Genomic DNA, 637 nt, shown 5'->3' with positions numbered 1-637 from the left:
GGCCAAAGTAGGGCCAGCCGTCCTTCCAGGTGATCGGAGACAGGCTGAGCAGGCGACCGACGGAGTTGAAGTCCATCATTGAAAAGCCCCACCACTCGCCCGCAGGCGTCTGGATGATGCCGCCCTGGTGCAACGCCAGGCTGTGGTTGGCGGCGGGGTCAGGCCCCCAGGTCTCGAACGGCGGCTGGCGCGTGCCCAGGCGCAAGCTTGAGGCCATGCCGAAGTCCTCATGCAAGCTGATCGATTGATGGACCTCGTAGGGGCCCAGCACATGATCCGCTCGCGCCGCCGGCATGCGAAAACCGCCCGCGTAGTTGGCGCTGATGATGTAGTACTTGCCGTCGATCTTGTAGAAGTGCGCGCCCTCGCCCATGCCGGCGTCCTTGGTGAACAAGACGCGCTCGGTGCCCGGCACGATGTCGGTCAGGTCGTCCGTCAGTTGGGCCAGGCGCATCGTCTGGTGATCCCAGACGACATAGGCCTTGCCGTCGTCGAACAGCACGGACAGGTCGTGGAAGCTGCGCTTCATCGGCGTGCGCGTCCACGGCCCCTTCGGATCGGTGGCCGTGAACATCTGGGTCACCTGGCCGTTGACGTTGGCAAAGATGTAGAACTTGCCTTCGTGATAGCGGAAGGA

General features: G+C 63.7%; 1 protein-coding gene. It reads right to left on the bottom strand.

Annotated elements, in window-relative coordinates; translation table 11 throughout:
* A partial coding sequence (locus AC1DU6_RS34520; RefSeq protein ID WP_477862995.1) for a family 43 glycosylhydrolase occupies positions 1-637 on the bottom strand: 637 nt, incomplete at both ends.

Source organism: Roseateles sp. P5_B10 (assembly GCF_056400485.1).
The sequence above is the reverse complement of the archived record's forward strand: the minus strand, read 5'-3'. Positions and strand labels throughout refer to the sequence as shown.